This is a genomic window from Paenibacillus taichungensis (assembly GCF_013359905.1).
Lineage (GTDB): Bacteria > Bacillota > Bacilli > Paenibacillales > Paenibacillaceae > Paenibacillus > Paenibacillus taichungensis.
Window position 1 is genome coordinate 433,653 of the sequence record NZ_JABMCC010000115.1, and the last position, 22,054, is coordinate 455,706.

Genomic DNA, 22,054 nt, shown 5'->3' on the forward strand with positions numbered 1-22,054 from the left:
CCGATACCCTTCAAAAAGGAGGTGTAAGTACTACGACATGCAATAACTGAAAAACAGACTTTATGCTTTTGAAAATGAAATCGATTTCATTTTGTAGTATTCAATATTTGGCAGTCCAAATTATAATAAATCAAAGGAGATATGTTGATGAAGATATGGAAAAAGAGTGCGTTAGTGTTGCTGTCCACTTTCCTGGTAACGGTAGGTTCATATGGTTCATATATGCCCAAGACTGCGCATGCCGCGGGTGAACAGGTGGAGGTATGGATTTCAACTTCAGACCCCAATTCCGAACCTGCAGTGGGACTTAGAACAGATGCGAGACTCACCAAGATTGCATCCAAAAACTTCAGCAGCAACTCAGGCAATGCCGATGTTACCATTACGGTAAATGAGAACAAAACGTATCAGCAAATGGATGGTTTTGGAGTGTCGTTAACGGATGCTTCCGCATGGCTCATGAACTACAAGCTAGATAACAGTAAGCGCGCGGAAGTGATGGAGAGGTTGTTTGGCACCACAGGTATTGGGCTTAGTTTATTGAGACAGCCGATCGGAAGTTCTGATTTTGCCTGGGCCGCCTACACTTATGCCGATACGCCAAATGATACTTCACTCAACCAATTTACGATCGACCGGGACAAGGCTTACATACTGCCCATGGTCAAAGCGGCAATCGCTAAGAATCCTAATATCAAAGTAATGGGTTCCCCATGGAGTGCGCCTGCCTGGATGAAATATTCCAACAATCTGAATGGCGGCAAACTGAAAGCAGAACATTACGGAACATATGCGAACTATTTCAAAAAATACATTGAAGCCTACCAGGCTGAAGGTGTACCCATCTATGCTGTTACGTTGCAAAACGAGCCAATGTACGAGCCATCCCATTATCCTTCGATGGGGATGAATGCACAGGATCAGACAGGCTTTATCGGCGATTATCTTGGACCAACACTCCGCAATGCCGGAATCAACACCAAGATTATTGCATTCGACCATAACTTTCTGGACTGGAACTTCCCGAACCAAGTCATTACGAATCTGAAGAACGCAGGCAAGGGTAGCTACGTATCCGGCAGCGCATTCCACCATTATGACAGTGGGGACGGATCAACAATGACCTCCATGCATAACAGTCACCCGGACAAGGAAATCTGGTTCACAGAAGGTGGTTTCGGCAACTGGAATGATCCGCAGAATGGTACGTCTTCAGGTTTCGATAATATGATGAACGAGTTCATTAATATTACGAGAAACTGGTCCAAATCAATCATTCTCTGGAATGCTGCCCTGGATCAAAAAGACGGTCCAGCATTGCTTTCACCGAACAACACGAACAAAGGCATGATTACAATCCGCAACTCGGACAACCGTAATGATGCTCCTGAGAATAATGTGACATATCACAAACAATATTATTTATTGGGTCACTTTAGTAAATTTGTAGTACCCAATGCATATCGCATTGACAGCAACACCGGATCTGAAGTCAAAAATGTGGCTTTCCGCAATCCGGACGGTTCCAAAGTGGTAGTTGCCTACAACTCTTCCAGTTCGTCGAAAAATGTGAAGATCCAATGGGGCAGCCAAAGCTTCGTTGTCACTATTCCAGGCAAGTCCGCTATGACGTATAAATGGAATGGAAATGTTTCTTAAGGGGTAGCAAGAATTCATATTCCTGCTCCCAGCAAACTAGGGGCCGCGATCAGTCGCGGCTCTTTTATTTGCTTTTATTTAAAGATCATCCACGGTATACATTTGTTGTGGTTTTTACGTATTCAAGGATTTTACAATTTTAATATTATGATTTTTTAGTTTAACTGTCCTCTTACATTGGGTTGATATACTAGCCTGAGCTTTTATATGGGAGAGGGGTTAGACAACTTGAAAGACATCAATCAACGCTGGGTAGCGACGATTCTTGTGGCAGTAATGGTAATCCAATCATTCTGGACATTTGCAGGAATCGGACAGGCTGCTGCATCAGAAAACCTTAATACCAGCAATTTAGCAAAAAACGTGGTGATCAGCCATTTTTATGGAGGCAAGAAAGACGACGTACTCGACGTGTACGGCAACGACTTTGTAGAACTATATAATCCGACAGCAGAACCTGTTTGGCTGAACGACTGGTCCATACAATTTGCGGATACCCAAAAAAAAAATTGGAAAGCAGCTCAGCTAGGTACAACGACTGCCCAGATTCCGGCATTTGGTTATTATCTGATTGCGCTTGGCAGCAATGGTAATGTCGGGGAGCAGCTTCCACAGCCAGATGCGACTGAAGCTTCATTCAAATTAGGCAACAACAGCGGAAAGCTGGTTTTGTTAAATACGACACAACTGTTGACTGCTAATGATCCAACGGCAGATGTTTTACAGGAACATGTAATTGATTTTGTTGGATATAGTGCTGACGCTTATTGGGGAAGTCCGGCGCCGGAAGCGGGCAAGCAGAGCACCATGCAGCGTTTGGTATATGATCCGCTGAATCCAGAGAATAGCACGACTGCAGCTGCGTTTCCGAATCGTGGAAACAACTGGGACACTCGGAATAACGGAAATGACTTTGAGAAGGTAAAAGGGGCGAAGGCTCGCAATTCAAGCACAACTTCCGCCTATGTCATTCTGGAAAGTAATCAAAGGTTAGAGATGCAATCGGCTTCGAGCGTAGATCCTGTACATAACAAGATTACGTTAAATGCATTTGGAGGCTTGGTTAAGCAGGGACCATGGTCATCCGATGACTTCAGTGTACTAGGCCTCCCGGCAGGATTCACTGCTGAAGCCAATGCGAACGGTGATCAGATCGAAGTGACCATATCTGGAGACGGTACTGGGAATGTAGCTTCAGACAGCATTCTGACATTTGAGATTCATCCTGGTGCGTGGGATCAAGCACACAGACCAGTCTCATCCTCAACTGTGCATCAAGGAAGCAATACCGTAACTTTGGCTCAATTCACGCCATCCAATAAGATTGTAGCAACATTGGACTCCTCATCGTCCAACATTCGTATGAGCAGTGCGAAGGACTTGAATACCACGATCCAACTCAATCTTAGTGCCGGCGTTCCCGTGGATGGGGTATTGGACTCGAATGCTTACACTGTGACGGGCCTTCCTGAGGGAGACTGGAGCATCAAGGCTGAGGGCCGAAGCAGTGATCGTACAATTACGCTATCCATTTCGGGTACATCCAATTCTGCTGTCATGAACTCCGTCATGCTGAATGTGACGTTAATGGCTAATGCTGTGCAGGATCCGGACTGGCTGGCTTCGGAAGTGATCAGCGTCCCGCTGCTTCGGTACAGTCAACCGCTTCTTGCTGATGAGAATCGCAAACGTGTCGTTGAAGACAGCATCATAGCGGACAATACAGGTTTTAATGACCCTGCCACCAAAGAATATAAATATGGAAGTGACGCCATGGGAGCGAATGAATATACATTCCTGCGTGGTACACATTCCTTATTCAAGGCTGATCTGGCAGCGGGTATTATTCCTTCTCCGAGTTTGGTCATTCCAGGCTGGAATGAGAAGGACGTCCTTACTTACACGCAAGGCGACGCCCATATTCAGAATGTGGGGACTTTTAACGATAGTACTAATCAAATGGTGTTCAGCTTAAACGATGTGGATTCTTCCGGCATCGGCAGCTTTTATGACGACCTGATTCGCTTTGTTACAAGTATTTATGTAGTCAAATACGAAAAAGACAGCTCTGCGATTACCACTCTGCAGGACGCCGATTTCCGGGATGTATCTCGTACCTTTCTAAATACCTATAAGGATACTCTGATAGAGATTAATAGCGAGATAAACCCTAAAAACACCAAGTTGACCAAAAGCAATGTAACGGCTTATACGAAAGAGGTCATGGACAAAGTCTCCAAAGTGTCTTATGAGGAGGCATTGCAAAAATTGCTCGGCAAGCGGGCACTTGATGGAAAATTAAACATTGCCGGCAACTCCGATAAGTTTGAATCCGCGACAGATGCAGAGAAATCTTCCCTGCAAGCCGCTTGGGAAGCATACAAATTACAAGTCAGAAGCAATTACCCGAACCTGAGTGATGATGAATTCGATGCCTATTTTAAGATAAAGGATATTGTACGCCGTATTCATCAGGGAATTGGCAGCATTGGGGTTGAACGCTACAATGTGTTAATCGAAGGAGCAAGTGAGGCCAATACGGATGATATTCTGCTCGACGTGAAAGAGCAGACTCGGGACGCCAATGTATCGAAAGATGCTTATCTTAAAACTTCAGTCGATCCCGATTCTTATCTGGGTGTACTTGAAGCAATGAATCGCTCGTATCTGATTAAGGAAGTATCACCTTTTAAAGGGGATTACACAGATAAGCCATTCAAGAACAAGGAAGAGCTGGAGCAGTATTTGGTCGATGCGGCCAAGGCTTACGCTTATGCAAGCTCGCGCTTGGACAAGGTATCCGATGAGTTGAACTATCGTTTTGAGGAACGTTTTGTATCGAATATCGTACCCATCTGGGATGATTTGCAGAACTTTATTCTTAATGCAGCGGAGGATTACTCCCACCAGGTCGCAGCGGATTTTGCGCTTGTAAAGGAAGATATGCGAACCGGGAAGCTGATTGACGTTTCCACATTGGATGATTTATCTGTTGATCAAGGCTCTTTAACTCCAGCATTCAATCCTACAATCACGGCGTATACTCTGAATGTTGAACAAGCAACAGACTCCATCAGCATTAAGGCAAAGGCTACGGATAGCCAGGCTACCTTGTTTGCCAAAGGTGAACCTTATGTAAACGGAATAAATCAATCTTTCGGTTTGTCTGTTGGAAAAAATGTAATTCCAATTACGGTGCAAGCACGTAATGGATCAAGCAAGACTTACAGTATAACTGTCGTCAGAGCCGGAGAATCCACCTCCGTTTCACCAACGCCTTCGAATCCTTCAAATCCTTCAACTTCAACTGGAGGAACGAATGGGGATCAAACGGGTACTACTGCCAACAGTGGAACGATTACTGTGAATGGTGGATTGTTGAGCCTGGGCGGGGTCAAAATCAATGTGCCAGCTGGAGCGACGGATAGCAGCATCGTCATTTCCGTAAATAAAGTAAGCCAAACGGCGAATCTGTTCACCGATTCCACATTGAAACTGCTCGGGGATGTCTATGAGATTACTGCAAACAAGAGCGGGAATTTCAGCAAACCGGTAACTGTTACCTTGCCATTCGACAAGAACAAGGTGGACTTTGACAAATCAATAGTGGGATTGTATTGGTTCAACGAGCAAGCCCAAAAGTGGGTTTTACTCGATAATTTGAAAGTGGATCAAATGAATGGAACGGTATCGGGAACCATTCATCATTTTACCAAGTTTGCTGTTCTGGTATCCGATAAGACCGTAACGCCAACTCCAGAAGGAACCAAGAAGTTCACGGATCTCGTAGGACATTGGGCTTCCGGCAGTATTATGGATTTGGTTGAACTTGGTGTTATCCAGGGTTACCCGGACAACAGCTTCAGACCGGATAAAAAAATTACCAGAGCCGAATTTGTTACTCTTATCATTAAGGCTTTACATCTGCAAGGCTCTGCTGACAAAGGATTTGCGGATACTACGACGCATTGGGCGCAAGACGCAATTTCCACTGCGGCAGGTCTGGGCATTGTGAATGGATATAGTGATAACACCTTTGGTCCAGACGAATTGGTGACCCGCGAGCAAATTGCGACAATGGTCGTTCGTGCAGCGCAGATCGCAGATTCAGATAGTAATATCAACTTCTCCGATGGCGCTGAAATATCTGGTTGGGCACGTTCAGCACTTGCTGCGGCCATTACTAATGGGCTCGTTAACGGCTATCCAGACGGAACATTGAAACCAAAAGGGAATACAACTCGCGCAGAAGCTACTACACTCATCGAAAGAACTATTCAATTCACAAAATAATTCACAAAATAAATTCAAAATTACAGAAAGGCTGCTCTCCAGCAAGTTTAACTTGTTGGGAAGCAGCCTTTCTGTATTCTTTGTACCTTTTTGTATCTGGTTCATTCGTTTTATTACAACGATATCCCATTTTCGATAATGACACGATTGAGTTTGGTATTTACCGGATTGGAAATCGTATCACCCACAGGACATTTACTTTCTAGAAATTGTACAAATGATTCAACTTTTTCTTCAGATGAGCTGGTTTTAATATAGAAGGTGTATCGAATATCAGAATAACCGGGACGTACATCAGATCGGTTAAAAAATCCGTCAAGATCCAGATCACCTTCAACTTCAACTCTGAAATCATCAAGGACTACATCGAATTTGGAAGCATAGACCCGGGCCACAATGGATTGACATGCGCCAAGGGAGGCAAGTAAAGCTTCTACAGGATTCATTCCCGTGTCCGTACCACCGAGATTTGTTGGCTCATCGATGATCAGTTCGAATTGTCTTGCTTTGGTGATCACTTTAACCCCATCTTGTAGATGGGCAGTAGCTTTGAAAGTCTGAACATTAGCCATCCGATACCTCTCCTTTATAAAACATTGTATGTAACTTGGTTTAGTAAGGATTATAGTTCCATATATCACAAGCTGTCAATATAAGGATGGGAATAGATTTAGATATTCATTCTTTAAATTAAGAAATGGATAGCTTATTGGCTATCCATTTCTCTAACAGTTCAATTTCTCAGCCGATGTACTTATTCACTCATAACATGATCATATTTTTCCTTCAAACGTTTGATATCTGCCCTCGGCGGTGCGCCGAACATACGGGAGTACTCCCGGCTGAATTGGGACGCACTCTCGTAACCAACCCGGAAGGCTACATCCGCAGCATCAGCTGACTCAGCCATGAGGAGTCGACGTGCTTCCTGAAGCCTAAGCTGCTTCTGAAACTGAAGTGGGCTCATGGCGGTAATTTCTTTGAAATGTCGATGGAATGAGGACACACTCATGTTGGCTGTCTCTGCAAGATCTTCGATTCGAAATGGTTGCTCCCAATGTCGAACAATATGCTCAATGGCTTCCCGAATCCGGTAGCTGCTGCTGCCTTCCATTGCAATTTGGGCGAGTTCAGTTCCATAAGGTCCCTGCAAAAGCCGATACAGTATTTCTCGCGTATAGAGTGGGGCAAGGAACGGGATTTCTCCCGGCGTATCCAGTAGCCGAATCAATCGAAGTACAGCATCTTGAATGGAGGGCTCCATCTGTCCAACAAACAGCGCGCGTCTGGCGTTTTCTTTAGAGGTGACCTTAATATTACAATCATTCAGTACTTCAAGAATCTGGTTCTGTGTAAACTCAAGCTTCAGACTTAAGTATGGCGTATCAGTGGATGCTTTTATAATCTGACCAATCACTGGAAGGTTCATGGAAGCAATTAGATAATCGGATGGTCCGTATTCGAATCTTTCCTGTGCCAGCAAGATTTCTTTCAAGCCTTGAACGATCACACAAAAGGAAGGCTTGTAAACCCGGTAAGCAGGCTCACTTATGCTGGAATGCTGATAGACATACAGGGAAGGGATTGCCGTTTCCTTAGAGCTGTTATGAAAGGAGTGACGTTTGATTAGTTCGGTGAGTTCCTGTTTCTGCTGCAATGCGTTATCGGACATACATATCCTCCTTGCGAGTTGTTCTTGCTTCATTATAAGACTTAACGACTTTAGACAAAAGTGGGCCTGAGAGAATCAGGCAATCAATTAAGACAAATGATATACCGCTTCGCTCCTTCAGTTCGTCATAATAATATTAGGCTTGCAGAATTAAGCAAGGGGACGCAATAAGGCAATCAGACAGCATAGCTGAAGTACCTCTACAAAAATAGCAACTATATCCTGAACAAAAGGAGGTATGGGAATGAGTCATGTATTAGTTTTGGGTGCAAACGGTCAAATCGCCCGTGAAGCGATAGACTTGTTTCTCAAGGAAACCGATGTCAGGCTAACACTCTATTTGCGAAAATCCAGCAGGCTTGGAAATATCGATTCGAATCGTGCGCGTGTGATCGACGGTGACGTGATGGATCAAGTCAAATTGAAAGATGCCATGAACGGCGTGGATGTTGTCTATGTCAATCTTGCAGGTGACTTGGAACAGTATGCCAGAACTATCGTGGAAACGATGAAATCTGTAGGAGTGAAACGTCTGATTTTTATCAGTTCCATGGGGATCTACGATGAAGTACCCGGACAGAAGTACAGCAGTATATTGGACCCTTATCGTAAAGCAGCTTCCATCGTTGAAGCTTCAGATCTAGACTATACAATCTTACGGCCAGCGTGGTTTACCAGATCAAACGAGATTGATTATGAAATAACCCAGAAAGGCGAGCCATTCAAAGGAAGGGAAGTATCCTGCAAAAGCGTGGCCGCTCTGGTGGTTAAGCTGGCAGAGTCACCAGAACTGGAAATACGTCGCAGTCTTGGTGTGAGTAAACCCCATTAATTCAGTGTACTCCTAAATGGAGATAATAAATTCATGTACGTTAGTTCACATTCACATCATTTGAATGAAGAAAGGAAGTTATATGATGCAAAAACGGACACTGGGAAATAGCGGCTTGGAAGTTTCGGCAATTGGGCTTGGCTGTATGGGAATGAGTTACGGGTATGGTCCAGCTTCGGATAAAACGGAGATGATCGCGGTCATACGGGAAGCTGTTGAGCGCGGTGTAACTTTCTTTGATACCGCTGAAGTCTATGGTCCATATATCAATGAAGAACTCGTCGGCGAAGCACTTTCCCCTGTACGCGATCAGGTTGTCATAGCGACAAAGTTCGGATTTGACATTCAAGGTGGCAAACAGAGCGGGATGAATAGCCGTCCTGAGCAGATCAGGAAAGTTGCCGAAGAGTCTCTTAAACGACTTAAGATCGATGCAATTGATTTGTTTTACCAGCACCGTGTTGATCCGGATGTACCGATTGAAGAGGTTGCCGGAGCCGTGCAGGATCTGATTCGAGAAGGTAAAGTGAAGCATTGGGGGCTGTCAGAAGCCGGCGTGAACACGATTCGACGTGCGCATGCCGTTCAGCCGGTCGCTGCTGTTCAGAGCGAATATTCCTTATGGTGGAGACGTCCGGAAGAAGAACTGATTCCAGCGCTTGAGGAGCTCGGTATTGGTTTTGTCCCTTTTAGTCCTTTGGGTAAAGGATATCTCACGGGAAGTTTTAATGCGAAAACAACGTTTGATCAGGGGGATTTGCGTAATATTCTGCCACGCTTTACGCCACAGGCGCTCGAGGCCAATCAAATGCTGGTTGATCTGTTGAAAGAGAAGGCGGAGAAGATCCAAGCCACCCCTGCACAGATCGCACTTGCTTGGCTGCTGGCCCAAAAACAGTGGATTGTACCGATCCCGGGAACACGCAAGTCAAGTCGTCTCAAAGAAAATATGGATGCGGCGGACATTAAACTTACAAACGAAGATGTACAGAGCATTAATGATGCAGCTGCAAAAATCACCCTGATGGGTTCTAGATATACGGAAGAATTGGAGAGAAGAACAGGTCTTTGATCCATTTTAGTATGCCAGAGAGATGGGTGGAAAGGTTGAGTAAACGCTTATCGAACCAAGTGAAGCAAATTGTAATCGAGAGATTGGAGTCCCAGATCAAATGGGAAGAAAATCCGATTTTCAAAGAAATGTATCTCAGTTATTGGATAAAATTAACTTCATAAAGGAGGGTTTGATTATGGAATATGTAAAACTGGGTCGTACCGGACTGGACGTTTCGAGATTATGTCTTGGTTGCATGAGTTATGGAGTCCCTGAACGCGGAATCGCTCCATGGTCGTTGAATGAGGGAGAGAGTCGTCCTTTTATCCAAAAAGCGCTGGACTTGGGTATTAACTTCTTTGATACAGCCAATGTCTATTCGGATGGTACAAGCGAAGAAATCGTGGGTCGTGCATTGAAGGATTTTGCTCGTCGTGATGAGGTTGTTATTGCAACAAAGGTTTACTTCCGCATGAAGCCGGGGCCAAACGGTGCAGGTTTGTCGAGAAAAGCCATTATGAATGAGATTGATAACAGCTTGAAGCGCCTAGGCACCGATTATGTGGATCTGTATCAGATCCATCGATGGGACAGCAGTACTCCAATTGAAGAAACGATGGAGGCCCTTCATGATGTCGTTAAGGCGGGGAAAGTCCGATATATAGGAGCTTCTTCCATGTACGCCTGGCAGTTTATGAAGGCTCAGCATACGGCGGAACGCAACGGCTGGACCCCGTTTGTCTCCATGCAGAATCTGTTGAATCTGATGTACCGGGAAGAAGAGCGGGAAATGCTGCCTCTCTGTCGTGAAGAGGGAGTGGGTGTAATTCCATGGAGTCCTCTTGCCAAAGGGCGTCTTACTCGGGATTGGGATGAGAAGACAGCCCGTTCATCGAACGACGAAGCAGGAGACCGACTTGCTGCGGGAATGGTTGATGCCGATCGTAAAATAGTGGAGACTGTCGCTGGTATTGCGAACAAACGAGGTGTTTCCAGAGCAACCGTTGCACTGGCATGGGTATTGCAAAAAGAAGGTGTTACCGCACCAATTGTGGGTGCAACGAAAGAACATCACTTGGAGGATGCCGTTGCAGCCTTGTCCGTCAAGCTAGGTGCCCAGGAGGTTGCAAGCTTGGAGGAATACTACGTACCACACAAAATATACGGCATGTAAGTTCCTTCTAGCCTAGTAGCGAAAAAGGGTTGCCAATCAAAAAGAATTGTGTATAATTGGAGTCACATCAAAATATTCAAATGTTTTCTAGGGTTCCGCGACAGTTATGTCGGTCTGGTCCGAGAGAAAACTCACAGCCTATTGGTTGTGTCACGGAGGGACAAAAGCCTGGGAGATGAACTGCTTAATGCAGTTTGTTTCCTGGGCTTTTTTATTTTGGCTTCATGTAACTAATAATACACGTAGCAAAAATTGATAAGGAGTGTGTAGAAATGAACAAAACCTGGTTGTCCGTCGTTATTGCAGCTTTATTTGAAGTCGGTTGGGTCATTGGATTGAAACATGCCAGTGGTTTTCTGGAGTGGGGGGCTACACTGATCGCTATTATTGTCAGTTTCACCTTGATGATCGCGGCTTCCCGCTCACTTGATGTAGGGACTGTATATGCGGTATTCGTTGGACTGGGTACAGCAGGGACTGTACTGGCAGAGATTATATTGTTTGATGCGGCCATTCAATCTGGGAAAATGCTGCTCATTGGGGTTCTTTTATTGGGCGTAATCGGTCTTAAAATGCTCAGCAAAGGAAAAACAAAGGAGGTACATGAATCATGAACTGGGTATATCTTATTTTGGCAGGTGTCTTTGAAATGATTGGGGTTCTGATGATTAATAAATTGCACAAAGATCGTAACCTGATGTCTATCATACTGCTGGTCGCGGGATTTGGACTAAGCTTTCTGTTCCTATCGCTGGCGATGAAGACTCTTCCGATGGGGACGGCATACGCTGTATGGACGGGAATCGGCGCTTCCGGGGGAGCTATTCTCGGCATGATATTTTATGGAGAACCTCGAAATGCATTAAGGATTCTGTTTATTGCCATGGTGCTTGGATCAGCAGTAGGGTTGAAACTGGTGAGTTAATGGATATTCGGGACTTGATTTTCAAAATATAATATACAGAAGTGCTTTTTAATGTTATCCTTATGTGTTACGTTTTGAAATGAGATATACGTCAAATGAATATTTGTTGCGTAAATTAAGGAGACCTAATGACATTTAAAGACTTGAATATTATACCCGCAATTTTGGAAGGCTTGAACAAAGCAAACTATACTGCCCCTACACCTATACAGGAACAGGCGATTCCAGCCGTATTGGCAGGCAGAGATTTGCTTGGCTGTGCGCAAACAGGTACAGGCAAGACGGCAGCATTTTCTGTGCCTATCATTCAGTTATTAAGCGAAAAGTCGAATGGACCCAAAGCCGCACGTCATATTCGCTCATTGATTTTAACACCAACAAGAGAACTTGCGATTCAGATTTCAGATAATATTAAGGCATATAGCCGTTTTACCGATATTCGTTGTGCAGCAATCGTGGGAGGCGTTTCACAAAAAGTCCAGGAGCGTGCCCTCAATCAAGGTGCAGATATTATTATTGCAACGCCCGGTAGACTGATTGACTTGGTTAATCAAAAGCGTATTGACCTGAAACATGTGCAAATACTGGTTCTTGATGAAGCAGACCGTATGCTGGATATGGGCTTCATTCATGATGTTAAACGGATTATCGCCAAGATGCCGAGCAAGAAACAGACGTTGTTCTTCTCAGCTACAATGCCTCCGGAAATTACAAAAATGGTAAAAACGCTGCTTGTTGATCCGGTAAAAGTAGAAATTACGCCCGTATCCTCCACAGTGGATCGAATTGAACAGTCTGTGTATTTATTGGAAAATGGCAAAAAACAGAGTCTGTTGAATCATATCTTGCAGGATAAATCTATTGTTTCGGCACTGGTATTCACTCGTACCAAGCGTGGAGCTGACCGTGTAACTCGCGATTTGTCCAAAGTGAATATTACGGCGCAGGCCATTCATGGCAACAAATCTCAAAATGAGCGTCAAAGAGCTCTAAATAATTTCAAAAGCGGAGTTACACGAGTGCTGGTGGCGACGGATATAGCGGCAAGGGGCATTGATGTTGAAGAGCTGTCACATGTAATCAACTTCAACCTTCCTAATATTCCAGAAACGTATGTCCACCGAATTGGCCGTACAGGCAGAGCAGGGCATAGCGGAATGGCCATTTCCTTTTGTGAGAAGGAAGAGCTTCCGTTCCTGAAGGATATTGAGAAAGTAATCAAGAAGACCATTCCTGAAGTGAAAAATCATCCTTATCCGATGACAAGTGTGCCTACTTTTGTAAAATCGAATCAAACATCAAAGTCTGCTCCCCATAAATCTGCAGCTGATAAACCAGCGAAGTCAAAAGCGAATCCGGCTCGCAAACCTAAATCCGAGTGGTTTAAAAAGAGCGGTAAAGCTAATCACAGTAAGCCAAACGGTAGTAAACCAAACGGTAGTAAGCCAAATAGCGGTAAACCAAACCATAATAGTACAAGTCACAGTAAACCAAAGAGCAGCAAAGTGAATAAAGCACTTTAAAATAACGAGTAAATTGCCTTCTCCATTTCGTGGAGGAGGTTTTTTTTATAATCACAAAATGGATACGATATTGATAATCATTTTCAATAAGAATAGAATAATAGAGTGGAAGTTAAAAAAATGCCCAAAGGCCATTGTATAAATGCAGTGACTTGAGGCATCAGGAGGCGTATTTCATGTTCATTCAAACTCGCGTTATGGTAGTCGAAAAGGGCCATAGTCATAAACTGGTGGAACGTTTCAGTGGCCCTAGCCCTGTAGAAGAAATGCCGGGACTGATTGATTTCAGTGTAATGGTTAATAAAAAGAGTAAAGAACACGAAGAAGTAATGGTGTTAATTCGTTGGGAATCAGAAGAAGCATGGAAGAATTGGGAGAAGAGTGATGTGCATATTAAAGGTCATCGGGAGAAAAGAGGACAGGAGAAACCCGAGTATCTGATTAGCACTACGGTAAATATGTACGAAGTGCAGAAAGTGAAGACAGCTAGAGTATCGAATGCATAATTCGAATGATGAAAACCGATCTCATGAATTATTTCATGAGATCGGTTTTTTTTGTTTGTATGTCCATAGAAGCTTTGTCGCATCATTTCTATTTAGAGGTTCATTATAAATACTATAATACGGAGTTAAGAACGCAAGTTGACAGGTTTTAAACATTGAAGTTATTATAGATATCTAAGATCTATAAAGGAGGTTGAGCCATGTCTGGTGAACCATTTAAAAACAAGCACAATTCAGTACCCTACATTTATTCAATGGATTTCTTATCTAATCTGGGAGTGGATATCCTGTCCTTATTGCAGCCGCAAACTGGGGAGCGTATTCTGGATATCGGTAGTGGCAACGGAGATTTGACAGCCAAGATCGCAGCTGCCGGAGCGATACCGACAGGTATCGATCTATCGGAGAGAATGGTGACACTTGCCCAACAGAAGTACCCTGACCTGAATGTTCAAGTGAAAGACGCTTCTAAATATCGTACAGATGAACCCTTTGACGCTGTATTCTCACATGCAGCTTTACATTGGATCAATAACCCTGCGGCAACAACCCGATCCATCTGGTTGGCCCTGCGCGAAGGTGGCCGATTCGTAGCTGAATTTGCCGGAAGCGGAAATATCGCCATCTTGATCACTGCGATGAAGCAGGCTCTGGAGGAGCATGGTTATACGTGGGCAGGACGGAATCCCTGGTATCATCCCACTCTTGGTGAATACGCCAACCTGCTGGAGCAGAACGGTTTCCGCGTCACATTCGCTCAGCATTTTGACAAGCCTGCTCCGCTCAAAGGAGAAGAAGGACTTCGGAATTGGCTAAACAGTTTCGCTGATTATTTCTTTAAGGACGTTTCCTCCGCAGACCTGGAATCAATTTATCAAGCCATCTTGACTGAGGTTAAGCCCCATTTGGAGCGGGAAGGTCAATGGTTTCTCGACACAACCCGATTACGTATCGTAGCGATTAAGGAAGCTGTCTGAGAAGATAATTCCTGTTCTACTGAAAGAATAGTTGAAATGAAATGCTTGATATTTACATGCAAACGTACATTCGGTATCATTAGATTGGGTAGGGAAAGTTGTTGTCTTCTGCGTAAAGGAGAGATACGGAATTGAAGAATAAGATTATAGAGTACTGTTTGAAGAAAAAAGGTGCAACGAAGGATTATCCCTTCGGAGCTGATCCTGTTGCTATGAAAATTGCAGGCAAAATGTTTGCGCTTATTTTTGAGGACAAGGCGGATAACGTTCGCTTGAACTTAAAATGTGATCCGATCATTGCGGAAAACCTCAGAGAGCAGCATGAAGCTGTTCAACCGGGGTATCATATGAACAAAAAGCATTGGAATACTATTGTTCTAGATGGTTCCTTGTCGGAGCAGGATATCTTTGTCATGATTGACCATTCATACGATTTGGTTGTCAAAACGCTGTCCAAGAGTCTTTTGGAATCCATATCGTAATTAGGCCACATGCAATAACAATTCAGACAGCAGATGTTCGGCGCCAATTGCAGAAAAATCAGCTTTTTCCAAAAGTAATAGCGGTAGTCTCAGGATGTTAACTTCATATCCTGAGACTACTGCTATTTTAGTTACGTGCACATTGCACGTTACCCCAAATTCATTTTGATTAGTTCTCCTAATTGTTCAGACATGACCTCGGGTGGATGGGGCATTTCGTTCTTGATCCACCACTCAACGACCCCTACATAAGACATGACCACATATTGGAGAAGGATATCCTCACTTAATCCGGACTTTCTTGCCTGAGATAAGTGTACTTCCTCTTTAAAATCCTCATTAAGAAACTCAACCAAGCGGTTGCGGAATTGTACCGCTCCCTTACTGGCCATCATCGTCGAGAAGAACAAGTAATTCTTTTCCAAATAGGTAAACCAGGGAACGATGGATTCTTTCCATTCCAGGTCGGCAACCGAATGACAAATTTCACTTAATTCTTGGATATGCCCGTCAATGAGCTTGTCCAACAGATCATACTTATCTACGTAATGAAGATAAATGGTACCTCTGCTAACGTCTGCCCTATCGGAAATATCCTGTAGAGTAATATCATCGAAATTTTTTTCTGACATCAATTCAATCACTGCTGCTTTGATGGCTTCTTGTGATTTTCGAATTCTTCGATCCACTTTGGTCATGTGATTCTCACCAAACTTTCTAAAGATAATAAACAAATTTATGTTTAATGTTCACTAATTAACGAAACGCGTCCAATTAACAATGGTAACCTTACTCATTCTGTTTATAATTATTAACAGATGTTCATTAATATATCAATATTTGTTTTTGTACAAGATCAGATCGCATCATAGATATCATAACAACAGTTGGGGGGATGAATGATGCAACGTTTATGGACAAAGTCATTTATTCTAATGACGCTGGGTTTGCTTTTTTTATTTACTGCATTTTATATGCTGTATCCCACACTGCCGCTCTTCATTAAAGAGATGGGTGGCAATGAAAAACAGGTGGGCTTGGCCATGGGAGCTTTAATGTTGTCGTCCGTCGTCCTTCGTCCTTTTGTCGGTGGGCTACTGGATCGGTTTGGCAGACGTCCGTTTATGATCGGGGGGTTGCTTTTATTTATATTGGCGTTGTACATGTACAACTGGGTTGGTGGAATTATCATGCTGATTGGACTTCGTATCGTGCATGGAATGAGCTGGGCTGTATCCACAACGTCCATGATGACAGCTGTGACTGACATGATTCCCTCCGCTCGGCGCGGGGAAGGTATGGGGTGGTTTAGCACCTCCATGACGCTGGCAATGGCGGTTGGCCCCATGATTGGTTTGGGGATTATGCAAGGCACATCATATCAGACGATGTTTCTCTTTGCTGTTGGTTTGTCCGTCGTGGCCCTGCTTTTGACGCTGGGAGCTAAAATGCCATTTCAACCACATACGGACAGAAAGAAAATCCAAATCTTCGAAAAATCAGTTTTGCCTGTGATGGCGCCAATCTTTTTTCTTTTCATTGCATATGGGGGAATTACTACATTTGTACCCTTGTTTGCGGAGCAGATCAAAGTCAATTCTGGCACATTCTTTCTGGTTTATGCTGCTACACTTGCGCTATCCCGGCCCATTGCGGGAAAGCTGTCCGATAAGAAAGGAGAGACAGCAGTCATTCTCCCGGCGCTTATCATTACGATCATTGCTTTGATTGTGCTTAGCTTTGCAACCAATTTTCTTGGCGTGCTCGCTTCTGCAGTTCTATACGGGATCGGCTTCGGTTCCGCTCAGCCAGCTCTTCAGGCCATAACGCTTCGCCTCGCTCCCGAGGACCGGAAAGGGACGGCCAATGCTTTCTTTTCAACGGCGACTGATCTCGGTATCGGACTGGGTGCCATGGCCCTGGGTCTGGTATCCGAATACATGAGCTATCACATATTGTTTCTGGTTAGTGCTTTGTCGGTCCTGGTTTCTTTTCTGCTTTTCATGATCTACGTAAGACGGTTGTTGAAAATCAAGCAGACGTTGCCTGCCAAAACGAGTGATTCCGTTTCACTGTAGTTGAATGGTAGTGTGTTAAATCAGATTTGTAGTATAATTTGTGCAGTTAAGAGCAGCAATTATTTCATGATGCGGAGGCTTACTGCATGTTTATTAGAGAGATACAGGAAAAAGATAATCAAGAAGTAGAGTCTTTAATTCGAAGTTGTTTGATCGAATTCGGGGCCAATAAGTCAGGAACAGCGTGGGCTGACCCGAATCTGGGCGATTTTTATCATCTTTATCAGCGCGAGGGCTCCAGGTATTGGGTGGTTGAGCATAACTCCACCGTTGTAGCTGGCTGCGGTATCGGACCCGTGGAGGGATTTTCACATATTTGTGAATTGCAGAAGATGTATGCCTTAAAAGAAGCACGAGGCACCGGAATCTCATATGAATTGCTTCAGATTTCCCTTGATTTTGCCAAAGAACACTATGAACAATGTTATCTTGAGACGCTTAACAACATGGTCGCAGCCAACAAGTTCTATATCAAGAACGGTTTTATTTCATTAGATGAACCGTTAAATGCAACAGAGCATTTCGCTTGTGATGCATGGTATATCAAAACATTATAATATTCACACCTCACGATGCACCAAAAGCCTAGTTCTAGCGGCAGATTGCCGACGTTGAATAGGCTTTTTTTGCATTTTATATATCCATATACGTTAAAGAAACGTCAAACAGAGCTGCTCCACAATGCGGTCGGGAGAGTTGCCGCGCACGTTTTTTTGAAACAGATATGAATCATTACTCATGGCGGTCAGGAGCATGTCCGTTTTGAACAAGCTGATGGCCTGCGATTCGCCATTCCCTGTTGCCATCTCTTCGAATAATCCGAATAGCTGTTGATGCAATTGCTCATAAAGAGGACTTGAGGTTCTGGACTCTGATCCTTGATATACCTCATTCTCGATACCCGAGAGCAGCTCCGCATTTTTTTCTCTAAACTGGATAAACAACGTCAGCAGACCCCGCAATCGCTCAGATGGTGGATGCTCTGCATTCTCCTGCAAGTATATTTCTACTTCCTCGAAGAACAGCGTTGCGTTATCTTTGATCAAGTCCATACATAACTCACTTTTATTGCGGTATCGGCGGTATAAGGTACCCGCTCCAATCTGCGCTTCGGAAGCGATCTGATTCATGCTGACCCGCTCCACGCCGTGCAGCTCGAATAATTTGCTAGCTACATCCAAGATACGTTGGCGATTCTCGGCAGCATCCCGGCGCTCCGAACGAGAGGTTGTATTGGTTTTATCCACTATCTGTCACTTCCTATCCTTAGACGTCCAAAATTTGACAAGGGGAGAACCCTCCGTTTAATATCAAGAAGAGATTAAGCGGAGAGTTCTCCCTTTAATCTTAATCAAAATGAGAGGGATGTGCAACCCATGGAGAGTCATCATAACCAAGCTGCACTTCTGGTCATGGATATGCAGAACATCATTGTTTCGCATTATGCGAAGCACGAGGATGCACTGCTCCCATTTCAGAAAGCGATAGAAGCAGCTCGCAGACATAACGTACCTGTGATTTTTGTGAAGGTTGGTCATCGCCAGGATTCCCCTCCAATCAGTGAGCGTAACAAATTGTTTGGAAAAAAGTCGAGCCGTGGTGGAGAGAACGCAGCCAATCCGGCAATGAAAGTGGCAATGGACTTTCACGAATCGGTACAGCCACTCCCAGGAGAGCTCATTGTGGACAAGTTCCGCGTCAGTGGATTCTCGGGAAGCAACCTGGAGAGCCTTCTTCAATCCCATGGCATTAATACACTTATTCTTAGCGGTATCGCAACAAGCGGAGTAGTGCTGTCTACCTTATGTGAGGCAGCGGATAAGGATTATGCGTTGACTGTACTTTCTGATGCATGTCTGGATAGGGACCCGGAAGTTCATCGAGTTCTCGTAGAGAGTGTATTCCCCCAACAAGCTGATGTGCTGGCTGTAGATGATTGGATAAATGCATTAATGTAAACCAATAAAATGGTCGAAGCGAAAGGATGGTTATGATGAGTGAGCCAGATCTTAATGTTTCACAAAAAGCAGCGCTGAGCCTGTTTAGTGGAGATAGTGGTAAAGACCCGTTTTCACTGATCAAGCAGTTGCGTGACACAGGCCCTGTTATTCCAGTATCTTTGCCAATGGGGGGTACAGATCGCGGGCAGTGGTTGGTCACACGAATGGAAGAAGCGTCACAAGTACTCAAAGATCATGCCCACTTCACGGTAGACCCACTCTCCATCGACGGAAATGAGAATATCCTGAAAGCCTATGTGGAAAACATAGATCCAGATGCTCCTCCAACGTTCTTTACCGGAAAATCCATGCTCTCTGTAGATGATCCTGATCATCGGAGATTACGTCGACTGGTCTCCAAAGCCTTTACCCCAAAATACATGGAAAGTCTTCGCCCACGTGTGCAGCAGATCGCTGATGAATTACTGGATCAGGTTCAAGCTCAGGGCGAGATGGATTTGGTCAAGGACTACGCCTATCCCTTACCGATTCATGTGATATCCGATATGCTGGGAGTACCTAAAGCGGATCGCCCGCAGATCCAGACTTGGTCCTCCGCGATTGCACACGGTCTGGGTCTCGGAGTGCGCGAACCGGGAGTGGAGGAGCATCTCAAAGCTTTCGGTGACTATACAGCACAACTGGTAGCTGAGAAACGCAAACATCCTGCAGATGATTTGATCAGCCAATTGATTGCTATAGAAGAAGAGGGCGATCGACTTAGTGAACCGGAACTGCTATCCATGATTACGTTATTGATCTTTGCTGGCCATGAGACGACATCCAATCTGATTGCTACGGGTGCAATGATGTTGTTGGATCATCCTGAACAATTGGAGAAGCTCAAGGCTGATCTTAGTCTGGCACCTTCTGCTGTAGAGGAATTACTGCGTTTTAACGGGCCTGCAACCATTGCCGGACCTCGTTTTGCAACTCAGGATTTAGAGCTGGCAGGGCAACAGATCAAAAAGGGAGATATGGTCATCCCCGTGCTGAAATCAGCCAATCGGGATGAACATCAATTTGAACAGTCAGAGGATCTGGATGTTGCCCGTCATATTAATCGTCATTTGGCTTTTGGCCATGGCATTCATTCCTGCTTGGGAGCTCCACTCGCTCGAGTGGAGGGGGATATCGCCTTTACAACCTTGTTAAAACGCATGCCTAATCTGCGACTTAATATTCCTCGGGAAAACATTGAGTGGCATTTAGCGTTAAGTTCACAGAGCTTGGCTGCCTTGCCTGTCGCATTTTAGCAGCAAGAGTAGAGCTAAGCCTGTATTGGCAAGAAAAAAATATGTACTCCAAAAAATCCGCCATGTTTGGCGGATTTCTTGTGTTAAGCTATTAGTTTCATTACGATTAGGTAAAATCAACAATTTCAGTATCTGTTTGCAGGATCTGATTGGGGAAAACACGAAATAAATTCCTCACATCATCTCGATCTTGTTGCTATAAGTTTTTTCATCGAAGGAGGTAAATGATGAAAACATTTTCCAAGATAAGCATTGGCATCGTACTACTGATCTATGCCGCGCTCATCAGTATCTGTATTTATCAAGGAAACTTAAGTATGACAACGTTAGTGTGGATAACGGCCATTTCTGCGGGGATTATTGGCATTTTAGTTGGTTTACCGATATGGTTTGCGCACATTAACCGGAAATTGTATGAAAAACTAAGAAGAATGATGAAGTAAAAAGCAATTTGATACAAAATAAATGATTTGTTACAATATTATCGACTGAATTAAACTTTACGTTTAAATTTCTTGTTTCATAAATACATAAGAGGTGGTGAACGAATGCTTGAGCTGAGTTTTGATAATCCAGATGAGCTGGTCACGGTCACGCATGCGTTATCGACTCGATCCAGAGTGGATATTCTCCGACTACTGATCTCCCAAAACCTGAATATCGTTGAAATCGCGGAAGCTCTCAAACTTCCCGTATCCACGGTAGCTAGCAACATCAAGGTTTTGGAAGCAGCAAGGTTGATTAATACAGAACTGCTGCCTGCTTCTCGCGGGGCGATGAAAGTATGCAGCCGCAATTACGATGATATTCATATTGCTCTTAATCAGGAGAAAGCAATTCCCAAAGGCGACATCCAGGTTTACGAAGTCGATATGCCTATCGGTCATTATAGTGATTGTGAAGTGTCACCCACTTGCGGTATGGCGAATGGCGAGGGCATGATCATTCGAGAGGATGAACCTGCAAGCTTTTATCATCCGAAGCATGTCGGAGCGCAGATTATGTGGTTTCGTAAGGGATATGTCGAATATTTAATGCCACTGGAGATTCCGGCTGAAGCGGTCATCGAATCGCTGGAACTGTCCATGGAGATATGTTCTGAAGCACCAAACTATGATCATAATTGGCCTTCCGATATCTCCGTATGGATTAACGGTGTGGAAATTGGCATGTGGACATGTCCTGGTGACTTTGGAGATCGGCGCGGCAAGCTCAACCCGGCATGGTGGTTTGAATGGTCAACACAGTATGGTTTATTAAAGACATTGCGGGTGGACAAAAATAAGACGACGCTGGATATGGAGAAAATTTCAGCAGTTGATCTGGCTCAGCTTAACCTTCAAAACAGCCATAAGTTAAGGGTGCGAATAGGTATTAAACCGGATGCAGTTCATCAAGGAGGCGTAAATCTCTTTGGGCGACAATTTGGAGATTATGACCAAAATATTAAGATGACTGTACATTATGCCATTCATTAGAATGAGATGAGGAAGATAGGCCTTGGTTGCAGATATTATGTAACTAAGGTCTTTTTTTATTTAATAATTACATTAAATATGTTTGAAAGCGTTGACAAGAGATAAACTCCCTTATATAATCCCCTATAGATACAGTAATAATGTA

General features: G+C 44.1%; 21 protein-coding genes and 1 riboswitch. Of the genes, 17 read left to right on the forward strand and 4 right to left on the reverse strand.

The window, feature by feature from the left end; genetic code table 11:
* Nucleotides 1–147: 147 nt before the first annotated feature.
* Both HP548_RS21180 and HP548_RS21185 read left to right on the forward strand, forming a co-directional pair.
* Nucleotides 148–1,659 carry a glycoside hydrolase family 30 protein gene (locus HP548_RS21180; protein WP_175382746.1) on the forward strand — a complete coding sequence of 504 codons (1,512 nt, stop codon included), beginning with the start codon at nt 148–150 and terminating at the stop codon, nt 1,657–1,659.
* Between the two features lie 228 nt (nt 1,660–1,887).
* Nucleotides 1,888–5,952 carry an S-layer homology domain-containing protein gene (locus HP548_RS21185; protein WP_175382747.1) on the forward strand — a complete coding sequence of 1,355 codons (4,065 nt, stop codon included), beginning with the start codon at nt 1,888–1,890 and terminating at the stop codon, nt 5,950–5,952.
* A 113-nt stretch (nt 5,953–6,065) separates the two neighbouring features.
* Here HP548_RS21185 and HP548_RS21190 read toward each other — a convergent pair whose 3' ends face one another.
* Both HP548_RS21190 and HP548_RS21195 read right to left on the reverse strand, forming a co-directional pair.
* Nucleotides 6,066–6,524, reverse strand: a complete 459-nt coding sequence (locus tag HP548_RS21190) for an OsmC family protein (protein ID WP_163754719.1) — start codon at nt 6,522–6,524, stop codon at nt 6,066–6,068.
* A gap of 182 nt (nt 6,525–6,706) precedes the next feature.
* Nucleotides 6,707–7,624, reverse strand: a complete 918-nt coding sequence (locus HP548_RS21195; protein WP_175382748.1) for an AraC family transcriptional regulator — start codon at nt 7,622–7,624, stop codon at nt 6,707–6,709.
* Between the two features lie 244 nt (nt 7,625–7,868).
* On the opposite strand from HP548_RS21195, the gene HP548_RS21200 reads away from it, so the two are divergent.
* The 9 genes from HP548_RS21200 (at nt 7,869) to HP548_RS21240 (ending at nt 15,097) form a co-directional block, all read left to right on the forward strand.
* Nucleotides 7,869–8,456, forward strand: a complete 588-nt coding sequence (locus tag HP548_RS21200) for an NAD(P)H-binding protein (RefSeq protein WP_175382749.1) — start codon at nt 7,869–7,871, stop codon at nt 8,454–8,456.
* A gap of 85 nt (nt 8,457–8,541) precedes the next feature.
* On the forward strand, nt 8,542–9,528 hold the full coding sequence (locus HP548_RS21205; protein ID WP_175382750.1) for an aldo/keto reductase: 987 nt from the start codon (nt 8,542–8,544) through the stop codon (nt 9,526–9,528).
* Between the two features lie 178 nt (nt 9,529–9,706).
* Nucleotides 9,707–10,684 carry an aldo/keto reductase gene (locus HP548_RS21210; protein WP_175382751.1) on the forward strand — a complete coding sequence of 326 codons (978 nt, stop codon included), beginning with the start codon at nt 9,707–9,709 and terminating at the stop codon, nt 10,682–10,684.
* Nucleotides 10,685–10,760: 76 nt separating this feature from the next.
* Nucleotides 10,761–10,861, forward strand: a riboswitch (guanidine-I (ykkC/yxkD leader).
* A gap of 95 nt (nt 10,862–10,956) precedes the next feature.
* Nucleotides 10,957–11,298 carry a DMT family transporter gene (locus HP548_RS21215; protein WP_063565132.1) on the forward strand — a complete coding sequence of 114 codons (342 nt, stop codon included), beginning with the start codon at nt 10,957–10,959 and terminating at the stop codon, nt 11,296–11,298.
* A complete protein-coding gene (locus HP548_RS21220; RefSeq protein WP_113054889.1) occupies nt 11,295–11,609 on the forward strand; it encodes a DMT family transporter in 315 nt (104 codons plus the stop codon). The genes HP548_RS21215 and HP548_RS21220 overlap by 4 nt, the downstream gene beginning before the upstream one ends.
* Nucleotides 11,610–11,737: 128 nt before the next feature.
* Entirely contained in the window at nt 11,738–13,132 is a 1,395-nt protein-coding gene (locus tag HP548_RS21225; RefSeq protein WP_175382752.1) for a DEAD/DEAH box helicase, read from the forward strand.
* A gap of 176 nt (nt 13,133–13,308) precedes the next feature.
* Nucleotides 13,309–13,638: an antibiotic biosynthesis monooxygenase gene (locus tag HP548_RS21230; RefSeq protein WP_175382753.1), complete on the forward strand. Its 330-nt coding sequence runs from the start codon at nt 13,309–13,311 to the stop codon at nt 13,636–13,638.
* Between the two features lie 200 nt (nt 13,639–13,838).
* Nucleotides 13,839–14,615, forward strand: coding sequence for a class I SAM-dependent methyltransferase (locus tag HP548_RS21235; protein WP_175382754.1), 777 nt, complete (start codon nt 13,839–13,841; stop codon nt 14,613–14,615).
* 131 nt (nt 14,616–14,746) lie between these two features.
* Nucleotides 14,747–15,097, forward strand: a complete 351-nt coding sequence (locus HP548_RS21240; protein WP_076288445.1) for an MmcQ/YjbR family DNA-binding protein — start codon at nt 14,747–14,749, stop codon at nt 15,095–15,097.
* Nucleotides 15,098–15,246: 149 nt separating this feature from the next.
* Here the strand turns inward: HP548_RS21240 and HP548_RS21245 are convergent, their stop codons facing one another.
* Nucleotides 15,247–15,795 (reverse strand): TetR/AcrR family transcriptional regulator, encoded by a 549-nt coding sequence (locus tag HP548_RS21245; protein WP_076288446.1) that lies wholly within the window; start codon nt 15,793–15,795, stop codon nt 15,247–15,249.
* Nucleotides 15,796–15,999: 204 nt separating this feature from the next.
* Between HP548_RS21245 and HP548_RS21250 the strand changes: the two genes are divergently transcribed.
* Together HP548_RS21250 and HP548_RS21255 are read left to right on the forward strand one after the other, a co-directional pair.
* Nucleotides 16,000–17,175: an MFS transporter gene (locus HP548_RS21250; protein WP_175382755.1), complete on the forward strand. Its 1,176-nt coding sequence runs from the start codon at nt 16,000–16,002 to the stop codon at nt 17,173–17,175.
* Nucleotides 17,176–17,261: 86 nt separating this feature from the next.
* Nucleotides 17,262–17,732, forward strand: a complete 471-nt coding sequence (locus tag HP548_RS21255; protein WP_175382756.1) for a GNAT family N-acetyltransferase — start codon at nt 17,262–17,264, stop codon at nt 17,730–17,732.
* A gap of 93 nt (nt 17,733–17,825) precedes the next feature.
* On the opposite strand, the gene HP548_RS21260 is transcribed toward HP548_RS21255, so the two are convergent.
* On the reverse strand, nt 17,826–18,422 hold the full coding sequence (locus tag HP548_RS21260; RefSeq protein WP_343054903.1) for a TetR/AcrR family transcriptional regulator: 597 nt from the start codon (nt 18,420–18,422) through the stop codon (nt 17,826–17,828).
* A 129-nt stretch (nt 18,423–18,551) separates the two neighbouring features.
* Here HP548_RS21260 and HP548_RS21265 point away from each other — a divergent pair, with 129 nt between their 5' ends.
* From HP548_RS21265 to HP548_RS21280, 4 genes are all read left to right on the forward strand, one after another.
* Nucleotides 18,552–19,133, forward strand: coding sequence for a cysteine hydrolase family protein (locus HP548_RS21265; RefSeq protein WP_175382757.1), 582 nt, complete (start codon nt 18,552–18,554; stop codon nt 19,131–19,133).
* A 35-nt stretch (nt 19,134–19,168) separates the two neighbouring features.
* Complete coding sequence (locus HP548_RS21270; protein ID WP_099854265.1) at nt 19,169–20,431, forward strand: cytochrome P450 family protein; 1,263 nt, start codon at nt 19,169–19,171, stop codon at nt 20,429–20,431.
* 227 nt (nt 20,432–20,658) lie between these two features.
* Nucleotides 20,659–20,874 carry a hypothetical protein gene (locus HP548_RS21275; protein ID WP_076288451.1) on the forward strand — a complete coding sequence of 72 codons (216 nt, stop codon included), beginning with the start codon at nt 20,659–20,661 and terminating at the stop codon, nt 20,872–20,874.
* A 105-nt stretch (nt 20,875–20,979) separates the two neighbouring features.
* On the forward strand, nt 20,980–21,909 hold the full coding sequence (locus tag HP548_RS21280; protein WP_175382758.1) for an ArsR/SmtB family transcription factor: 930 nt from the start codon (nt 20,980–20,982) through the stop codon (nt 21,907–21,909).
* Nucleotides 21,910–22,054: the final 145 nt, after the last annotated feature.